The organism is Bradyrhizobium sp. 2TAF36 (genome assembly GCF_052114925.1).
Lineage (GTDB): Bacteria > Pseudomonadota > Alphaproteobacteria > Rhizobiales > Xanthobacteraceae > Bradyrhizobium > Bradyrhizobium barranii.
In genome coordinates this window covers 115,918-124,898 of record NZ_JBFRFR010000008.1, presented here as the reverse complement: position 1 = coordinate 124,898, position 8,981 = coordinate 115,918, and the positions used below count along the sequence as shown (strand labels likewise).

The 8,981-nt window shown below is 64.3% G+C and carries 11 protein-coding genes and 1 tRNA gene; 9 read left to right on the top strand and 3 right to left on the bottom strand.

Annotated elements, in window-relative coordinates:
• The first annotated feature begins 336 nt into the window (after positions 1-336).
• A complete protein-coding gene (locus AB4Z51_RS06225; protein ID WP_441497167.1) occupies positions 337-975 on the top strand; it encodes a glutathione S-transferase family protein in 639 nt (212 codons plus the stop codon).
• A gap of 132 nt (positions 976-1,107) precedes the next feature.
• On the opposite strand, the gene AB4Z51_RS06220 is transcribed toward AB4Z51_RS06225, so the two are convergent.
• Genes AB4Z51_RS06220 through AB4Z51_RS06210 form a run of 3 tightly spaced genes read right to left on the bottom strand, consistent with a single transcriptional unit; the run spans position 1,108 to position 1,837 of the window.
• A complete protein-coding gene (locus AB4Z51_RS06220) occupies positions 1,108-1,275 on the bottom strand; it encodes a hypothetical protein (RefSeq protein WP_135213548.1) in 168 nt (55 codons plus the stop codon).
• Between the two features lie 5 nt (positions 1,276-1,280).
• Positions 1,281-1,526, bottom strand: a complete 246-nt coding sequence (locus tag AB4Z51_RS06215; protein WP_135213547.1) for a hypothetical protein — start codon at positions 1,524-1,526, stop codon at positions 1,281-1,283.
• A gap of 56 nt (positions 1,527-1,582) precedes the next feature.
• The gene (locus AB4Z51_RS06210) at positions 1,583-1,837 is read right to left on the bottom strand and encodes a PilZ domain-containing protein (protein ID WP_063983468.1); all 255 of its coding nucleotides are present in this window, start codon (positions 1,835-1,837) and stop codon (positions 1,583-1,585) included.
• 225 nt (positions 1,838-2,062) lie between these two features.
• Between AB4Z51_RS06210 and AB4Z51_RS06205 the strand changes: the two genes are divergently transcribed.
• From AB4Z51_RS06205 to AB4Z51_RS06170, 8 genes are all read left to right on the top strand, one after another.
• Positions 2,063-2,137, top strand: a tRNA-Glu gene (locus AB4Z51_RS06205).
• A 103-nt stretch (positions 2,138-2,240) separates the two neighbouring features.
• The gene (locus AB4Z51_RS06200) at positions 2,241-2,375 is read left to right on the top strand and encodes a hypothetical protein (protein WP_256461574.1); all 135 of its coding nucleotides are present in this window, start codon (positions 2,241-2,243) and stop codon (positions 2,373-2,375) included.
• Positions 2,376-2,881: 506 nt separating this feature from the next.
• Positions 2,882-3,112: a photosystem reaction center subunit H gene (locus tag AB4Z51_RS06195; RefSeq protein WP_081369264.1), complete on the top strand. Its 231-nt coding sequence runs from the start codon at positions 2,882-2,884 to the stop codon at positions 3,110-3,112.
• 1,226 nt (positions 3,113-4,338) lie between these two features.
• Positions 4,339-4,998 (top strand): hypothetical protein, encoded by a 660-nt coding sequence (locus tag AB4Z51_RS06190; protein ID WP_135213546.1) that lies wholly within the window; start codon positions 4,339-4,341, stop codon positions 4,996-4,998.
• A gap of 141 nt (positions 4,999-5,139) precedes the next feature.
• Positions 5,140-5,766, top strand: a complete 627-nt coding sequence (locus AB4Z51_RS06185) for a PilZ domain-containing protein (RefSeq protein ID WP_167767885.1) — start codon at positions 5,140-5,142, stop codon at positions 5,764-5,766.
• Between the two features lie 122 nt (positions 5,767-5,888).
• Positions 5,889-6,896, top strand: a complete 1,008-nt coding sequence (locus tag AB4Z51_RS06180; RefSeq protein WP_135213544.1) for an acyl-CoA desaturase — start codon at positions 5,889-5,891, stop codon at positions 6,894-6,896.
• A gap of 138 nt (positions 6,897-7,034) precedes the next feature.
• Complete coding sequence (locus tag AB4Z51_RS06175) at positions 7,035-7,292, top strand: hypothetical protein (protein WP_063983473.1); 258 nt, start codon at positions 7,035-7,037, stop codon at positions 7,290-7,292.
• 579 nt (positions 7,293-7,871) lie between these two features.
• Entirely contained in the window at positions 7,872-8,912 is a 1,041-nt protein-coding gene (locus tag AB4Z51_RS06170; protein ID WP_014495490.1) for a PrsW family glutamic-type intramembrane protease, read from the top strand.
• Positions 8,913-8,981: the final 69 nt, after the last annotated feature.

Sequence of the window (8,981 nt, the reverse complement as noted above, 5' to 3'; positions counted from 1 at the left end):
CGACGCAGGAACCAGCCCTCGCTACCCGTGTTGTCCCTCCGACATAACGATTGGAGGAGGACGCAATGGGACGAGGACTGTTGCTGTGGATGCTTGGCGTGCCGATCCCGGTGATCATTCTGTTGTGGCTGTTCTTCGGCCACTGATCATCGGGCTCGATTTGCCGGGTTCGATTTGCCAGGCTCAACTTGCTAGGTTCAACTTGCCAAGTTTGGCTTGCAATGAAAGCTCCGCCGACGGCGGAGCTTTTTGCATGAGGGGCGCGCCGCAATCGCCGTCGCTCCCGCCAGGGAATTCCGCTATCACGCGCGCCAAAGCGAAATGCGGGAGGACTTCATGCCGGACACCAAGCGGACGATCTGGGGCCGCGCCAACTCGGTCAATGTGCAGAAGGTGCTGTGGTGCCTCGCCGAGCTCGACCTGCCCTATGAGCGCATCGACGCCGGCATGAGCTTTGGCAAGACCCGCGAGCCCGACTATCTCGCGATGAATCCCAATGCGCGGATCCCGACGCTGGTCGAGGGCGACTTCGTGCTGTGGGAGTCGAACTCCATCATGCGCTATCTCTGCCTCGCGCATGGCCGCGGCACGCCGCTCTATCCCGAAGCCGCGAAGCTGCGCACCAGCGTCGACCGCTGGCTCGACTGGACGCTGTCGATGGTGCAGCCGGTCGACCGCCCGGTGTTCTGGGGCATCGTGCGCACGGCCCCCGCCGAGCGCGTCATGATCCAGGTGCAGCGGGATGCCGATGCCGCCGCCGAGGTCTGGGCCATCGCCGACCGCCTGCTCTCGTCGCGCCGCTTCATGGACGGCGACCAGTTCACGCTGGCCGACATCGCGGTCGGCGCCTACGCACGGCGCTGGCTGGGCGTCGAAGGCATCACCCGCCCGGCGCAACCGCATTTGACCCGCTGGCTCGCCGAGCTCGGCAAACGGCCCGGATTTGCCCAGTTTGTCGCACCGCCGATGTCGTGAGCCGGCGGCGCGGCGTAAGCTGCGCGGACGGCGCGATGAATCGTCGTCATGGCGCACGCATCAAGCGTCGCGCCGGAACTTGACGGCTACTGTGCATGGGGTTGTTTTCGCAGTTTTTGTTGTGGGTGGTGCCTAGCGCCAGCCGCGCTCGACCAGCAGCACGCAGATGATCAGCAACAGCGTCACGGCGGCGGTGGCGAGCTTGGCCGTCCAGCTCAGGCCGCGGCCGACCCACAACAGCAGCGCGCAATACATCACGAAGGGGACGATGATGTCGGGCCGCATGAGATCCGGCGGCATCGGCTTCAGCGCCTGACCGTGGTCTCGACGCTGACCGAGCCGCCGATCTTCACGCAGGTGCCCGTGCTCTCGACCATGACGAAGCGCGGGCCATAGGCGGCGCAGGAGCCGGCCTTCGCCGTGCCGCCCGCGCCTTTCAGCGGCAGAGCCTTGCCGGCCTGTGGCGGCTCGGCGGGCGGAAGGCGCAGGGCCTCGGCCGCGGCCGCGGACGTGGCCAGCAACGGGATGAGGATGAGGAGCGGCGCGCGCATGCAGCCGTTCTAGCCCGGACCGGCGCCCCGCGCCATCCGGGTCGCCTCGGCCGGGATCAGATGAACTTGACGCCGGCCGATTTGCCGCGGCGCCAGATCACCTGGCAGCTCCGCCCGGTGCGGGCGTCGCGCGCGAACGCCATCCGGATCACGCCCGGGAGCTGGCTCGCGTCCTCGTCCAGCGTGATCTTTGCGCCGGTATCGGAGATGTCCTGGACCAGGCAATGCCGCGCCGCGAATCCGCCGTCGAGCGTGATCCAGGCGTGCCGCGACAGCGATTTGCGGGCTGCGCGCTTCTTGGGCTGCGGCATGGACAAATTTCTCCGGTTCCAGCGCTAGCTCAGGCCCCCCTAAGAAACCGTTGAAATCGCCCCCGAATGTAGCGGGGGTGGAGGCTATCCACCGGTGCCAAAAGACCGTTCCCGAACGGCTTGCCCACGGCGCCAAAGGCCACTATACGTTCGCCCGCTGCAGCCGCCGGGCTCGACTCGGGTGGCCGGCGGCCATGCCGTGAAAAGCGGCGGGGCCTTGTGTTTGCTCCCTTCGTCTATCGGTTAGGACGCCACCCTTTCACGGTGGAGAGAGCGGTTCGATTCCGCTAGGGAGCGCCAACAAAATCAATCACTTGCCGCCCTCCTCCGCCGCCGTGTCCAACACCTGTCCAATATACGGGTATGGACTCGTACACAGCGCCGGGTCGCGGAGCTGCGCGAAATGGAGCGCCTTTGCTCGGATTGGGCGGACGATGACGATCTCGTTCTCGCGCGCGACGGACTGAACGCGCTGGCGGCCGACTACCGCGCCGCTGCCGACGCGATGGTTCCCTCTGGTGCTGTTTGGGACCTTTAGGGCGCGGTGAGCGTTGAGGCGTTAGCACCGGGGCAGGATCGCGAACCCCGGAGTTCGGATCATGAGCACGATCCCTGCGGACCTCGAAAGAAAGTTCGAACAACGGTGGGCCGCCAGATTGGCGCGGCCCATTCCGCCGGCTCCATTTGCGCGCCCAGCCTGTCCGAGGTGCAAGGCCCAGATGATGCTCGTCAGCATCGAGCCAAAAAGCCTAAGCGTGGACTTGCACATGTTTCGCTGCGCTGTCTGCAATCACGCATTTACGACATTCGCAACGCATGAAGATCCCATGCATTCCAATGGCCGCTGGCTTCAAGGCGATTTGCGCCCACCGAAGTAACCCGCGCTGCAAGTCGTGACCGTAGGCGAGACGCCGTGGCTGCAGGAAGGTTTCAGGGTCGAGCTCGACAAGGACGGTTGGCGGCACTGACTCGCGCGAAGCGGCGATGGCCTCAATGCATCTGCCGCTCTGACTGATCTTCACTAATCCGCCAGCCGCGTAGGGCATGACCATGTCCGATGACTGGACCAAACGAGCGACGAACATCCTTCGAGAACTTCATGCTGCCGAGACGGAGCTAATCGGCAGGGGTGTTATCCTGACCGACGGTAAGGCGGGGACGGTTGATCACGTCTTCCTTGACGAGGTGCACGGGCTCCGGATCTCGATCGGTGGCCACGACGGCAAGTGGCCGATTTCGACTCTGAAGCTTCTAGACTCCGGTTTCGCCAGATAGCTTGTCCGCGCGGTCACCGTCCGCGGTGATCACTCGGTGACCGGGCGCCCAGCGCGGACTTCGAAGGCCTGCTCGCCGGTGCCTGGCCGAGTAAGCCAGTCACAGTTTACCTGGAGTGGCAGCCATGATGCAGAACGTTGTAGCCGGATGCGTCGCAGTGGCTTTGATTATCCTGGCCTTGATTGGCTTCGCCCAAACGCACCATGAATGTTGGCACGGGCACGTGCTCCTAACCCATGAGCCCTGCGGATCCGTCAGCCCTTCAATATAGAAACAACCATTTTCCGCTGATCTAGGCGCGGGACCAAAGCCCCGCCGCTCGTGAAGTTCTGCCAGCGCAGGTAAGCTTGCGGACGACTCAGCGCGAAAGCCCCCTACCGCCCGGTAACCACCTTCTGGCGCGCAGCGTTCAGGTCTGCCTTTGTCTGTGCAGTTGCGGCACTCGCGGGCTCTCGATTTGGGGGCGGCTCATTGAGGTCTCGGGCCCACGGCGCGCCAGATCGAGCAACTGACTTCGGAGCGGCATTTTCTGAGCTGGAGCAGGCAGAGACGAGAGAGACGACAACAAGGGACATCCCCGTTCGGCCCAACGTTTGAGTGATCCTGTTCATCAGGCAATCAACTTCCGGCGCGGCGGCCTTACTGTTGGCGCCTGCGATCCGCTCTAGCATCGAAATAGATGACCACCGCGAATGTGGCACCTAGAGCCAAAACGCTGACACAGCCGGTAATCAACGCCACCGCCATCATAGCTGGATCAGTATTTCTACGGCGTCAGGGGTGGGCAATTCACGAATGATTAGCGCATGCAACAAGGCTGGGGCCCCGCCATCGTGAACCGGCGGGCCTTTGCTTTTCCACACCCACGATGCGCAGTAGCCCGCGTTCGTTCCGCGGCCCAAGGGATTGATAATTTGACTCTCGCGGCGCCAGGCTGCGATGGCGCAATGACCAAGGCAGAGAACCGAGCGGCCGCCAGGGCCTACCACCAGGAGCGGATGCGTAAGCTCGACGAGGAAGCCGAAGCAGCACGCATTTTTAGCCGGGGATAAACGACCATGCACATCATCCCATCTCTTTCACGGTGGAGAGAGCGGTTCGATTCCGCCAGGGAGCGCCATCATCCGGGCCATCGGGTCGGGTGATGCGGCGAAATCCGCCGCCCCTCCATGAACCTCGCCGCCCCTGACCGACGACCAATGTTCCGTTGGAACCGGTGCAGGCCCATGGCGCAGCGCAAATCCCCCTCGGACCGCCAGACCGGCGCCGCCTCGCCGGCACCGCCGTCCTGGATGCACCGTACAGCGCCCTATGCGCCGGAGCGGCGCGCCAGAATGCTGGAGCACATGGCACGCGCCCGATCGCTTCCGCAGCCCCAGGCCGCAACCGCGATAGCGCCGTCGCGCACGAGCGGCGTGGACATTCTCGGCGATGCCTTCGGCTACGCGGTTCTGTTCGGCATCATTGCCCTGCTCTTCCAGTCGCGCGTTCCGATCTATCTCGGCGCCTTCCTCTTCCTCACCGACGGCGAGCGCATCGAACACGCGCTCGGAACGATCGGCATCCGGTTCGAGCCCAACACGATCGGCCCCGACATCATCAAGGGCTTCGCCTCCCTGTTCGGATGGTTCGCGCTGCTGGCGTCGTTGAAGGCTTCCCTCCCGGCCTGGCTCGCGGCATGGATGCCCACGGATACTTCCTGGTCCGCCATTGCCGGCATCGCCGTCGTGTTCGCGACCGTCGAAGCGTCTGCGGGGCTGGCGATGCGGCACGCATTGCCGTGGTTCGGATTCCAGATCAGGCCGGACAGCCTGACCGCGACGACGATCAAGCTCCTCATGGCCCTTGGCCTGCTCGCCTTGCTGGTGCTGCTCGGATCTCTCTGAGCGGCGCGCAATGACGATGTCGTGAGACGGCCGGGGCGTTTACCGGAAATTTACCCCTGCTATTTGATCGGCGTATCGTTTGCTTAGACGTTGCGCCCTACCGTGAATCTACGGAAACAATCCGAAACACGATTGGCGTTCATGTCCGTCTCAGAGTTCCTCCGGCAGCGTGCAGTGGAAGTCAGCGTGAGCGGCAGCTACTCGCTGCCGCGCTGGTACGATTGTGAGGGCCAGCTGCGCACCTTCGCCTGCCGCACCAAGCGTGTCTCCCCGTTCCGCATGATCGTCGACGTGCCTGTTGTCGGAAAGGTCGGCGAGCGCGTGACCTCCTATTTTCAGGACTTTGGCGAATTCCAGTGCACCATCAGCGCGACGCTGAAGGCGGGCTTCCTGATGGAACTCGATATGACGCGGGAGCGGCGCGCCTGGATGTCGGAAAAGCTGACCTGGCTGGAGAAGAAGCAGAAGGACGCCAGCATTCTGGAACTGCGCAATGACGCGCGCTTCGTTCCCCAGGTCTCGCACACCTTTCTGACGCTCGCCGACGGCAGCACCCATGCCTGCTTCATCATCGACGTCTCCACGGCCGGGGTCGCGATATCCTGCGAATACGACCCGCCGATCGGAACCCCGCTTGCGGTCGGCGCCTGCGTCGGGCGCGTCATTCGCAAATTCGCCAACGGCTTTGCGGTCAAGTTCGCCGAGAAGCAGCAGCGGGACGACCTCGTCCGCCTGGTTGTCCGTACGCCCATGCTGCAATCGGCCTGAATCGGCCCGATCGATTTTAACTCAATTTTAACTAAATACTGGAGGTGCTGATCCCAGCGCGGTAGGGTGTGACCCAGCATGTCCGCAATCACTGCGGGCCCCGAGTTATTGGAAGTCCCGGAATGTCCATCGCTGAGTTCGCCCCGGCAGAGACCGCCCAAAACGCGCCCGCCGTCGCAAAGCCGCAGCTCCCACCCGGCGTCATCACTGAAGGCCCGCTCGTCCAAGCCAAGTTGCGCGAAAGCTATCTCCTCCTCGGTATTCTCTACGTCGGCGCCGTCGCGGGCATCATCTGGGCCATCACGCAAGGCGTCGGCAAGGTGGAGCTGTTTACCTTTGCCTGGATGTTCGCGCTGACGACGTTCGGCATCGGCGCCGGCATGCACCGCCTGTTCGTCCATCGCAGCTTCCGCACCGGCCCGATCATGCGCGTCTTCTTCTGCGCCATCGCCCAGATGGCGGTGCAGGGCTCGATCGCGAAATGGGTCGCCAACCACCGCCGCCATCATCTCTACGCTGATGACGTCGGCGACCCCCACAGCCCGCAATTCGACGGCTTCGGCAATCGCTATGTCAGCGCGCTCAAGGGCTTTCTGCACGCCCAGGGCAGCTGGGTGTTCGACCAGGCGACCACCGACAACGAATACTACGCCAAGGACATCCTCGCCGATCCGATCGCGATGTTCTTCGTGCGTACGCGCTGGGTCTGGTACGGGATGTCCGGCGTCTTCATTCCCGCCGTAATCGGCTACACCTTCGGCGGCGTGCACACCATGATCGGCTGCGTGCTGTTCTCCGGCCTGCTCCGCTGCTACCTGCTGATCCTCACCAGCCAGCTCACCGGCTCGGTCTGCCACGCCTACGGCTACCGCCGCTTCGAGGTCGAGGACGCCTCGACCAACGAGTTCGTGACCACGATCCTCACCTTCGGCGAGGGTCTGCACAACAACCATCACCGTTTCCCGCGGGACGCCTATATCTCGCACGCCTGGTGGGAGATCGATCTCAACGGCCTGATCATTCTGGGCATGGAGAAGATCGGCCTCGTCCACGACGTCTTCCACGCCTCGCACCGTCAGCTCGAGCTGGCGTCCGAAGCGGAGGCGCAGGCGGCCACGACGGCGCGCTAAAGGCGGCAGGCGGCGGCCGTTCCTCCGGCCGGCTTGCCTCCGCTCCGCTGCCCTATCGCGGCCCCATTGCGGGATCAGCTTTTGAGGGTCTGTGCCTCGTGCCGGACCTCATTTGCAGACTTGCGATCGGGGGACCGAATGGCAGTCAACAAGATTAGGATTGATAAGATCACTTGGGACAGGGTTGGCCGGGTCACCGAGCCCGGACGCTACATGTACACCTTTGGCTGGCTGACGATTACGGCCGGCGATCTCGATATCTGGAAGCAATATCCGCAAGCCGCCTTCACGCTGCTCGCGCACCACGCCGAGCCGGACGAGGCCGTCGGCGAGGAATTCCATCTCGGCGCCTTCGACATCGCGCCGGACACACCGCCGCCGTTCACCACGCATTGAAGCGCGGGAAACGCCGGCCCAAATCGCCGTGCGGGCTGCGCGCGGCGCACGCGACTGCGGGAACACATGGCATGCACGTTGCTTAATCAACGTCATGATGCACATCCCCGCTGTCGACCAGGCCTTCCTGCTGCTGCTCATCGTCTTCTGCCTCGGCACGTGCCTCGTACGCGCCTTCTGGGAGCTGGAGCAGCTGCGGGCACGCCGGGTCGCTGCGCCGCCCCGCGGGCGCACAACGAAGCGTGACTAGGCCGGTTGGCCCGGCCGCGCGTTGTCCAGGCGGCAGCCACGCCGCCTCTGGACACGCCTCTCGCGCACGTGCATCGTGAATCGAAGAAACCTGCGCAGTGCCTTGATCTAACTTGCCAATCGCGATCTGGTGACGAGCGCGGACCGCTCCCATCGATGACGAATTGGTTCGGTCATGCGCTTGATTGCGTTCGTCTTCTACACGTTCGGTGCCGATCTCGATGAACGCCGGCTGTCGCGCCTGTTAAGTGACGCGACAGCAAATGCATGACACATGGTGGCATCGGTAGACGTAGATAAGCAGATCAAGGGAACCTATTTTCGGCGCCGATGTATCTGATTGAAGCTTTGCCCACCGTCATCGGAACTGCCGCCATCGCCCCGGCGCTGCTGATGCTGTGGCTCGTCATTGCCGCCGAGGAGCGCCCGGGGCCGCCGGCCCAGGTCTGGACTGCGTTCCTGCTCGGCGCGGCCAGCATTTCGCTGCTGGGCCTTGCCCGCGCGCCCTTCGCCAAGATGGTTGCAGCCCCCGACAACCCCTGGGCGGCGCTCGCCATGCATTCGGTCTTCGGGGTCGCGCTGCCCGAGGAAGCCGTCAAGGTGATCGCCATCGTGCTGGTCTCCTCGACCAAGCGGCGGACCTTCGCCAATCCGATGGATACCGTGGTCTATGGCGCCGCCGTCGGCCTCGGCTTCGCCGCCTACGAGAACCTCGCCTACCTCGTCCAGCACGCCGAGATGTGGCGCTCGCTGGCCGCCCTGCGCAGCGTGCTGACCGTGCCGTTCCACGGCGCGCTCGGCATCATCGCCGGCGCCTACCTGACGATCGCGCGCGCCGGCACGGCGCTGGGTGCCAACCGCCACCATCGCGACTGGGCCCGCCTGTCCAGCCGCCTGCTGATCTTCGCAGGCCCGGTCGCGCTGCATTCGGCCTTCGACTTCCCGCTGCTGACCTTGCAGCGGATGCCCGATCTCGATCCCACGCTGCGGATGTGGCTGGGCGGAGCGAGCCTGCTGATCGGCTTCAGCTCGATCGCCTTCGCCATCCGCCTGGTGCGGCGGGTCGCGCGCCATCACGCGCCGAGGACCGATATCGCGCGGGAGCGGCTCAGCCAGCTGCGCCGGATGTGGGCGCTGCTGCTCGCCGGCGGCGGCGTCGGCTTCCTCGGCCTCGCCTTCGTGCTGACCTCGATCCATCACTGGCTGATCAACCCCGAGCGCAATCTGACATTGGCCCTGATCCCGATCGGCTTCGTCTCGATCCTGCTCGGCCTCGCGCTCCTGATTGTCACGATCGCGATCTACATTCTCGGCCGCAACCGCGTTCGCACCAGCGGCGAAGGTTTTTCGTCAGCGCACGGCGGCGGTTGAGCCACGGGATGGCAAGCGCGGTGTGTGCATACTAGATTGAGCAGACATCTTTCGATCTGGAGCCTGCCG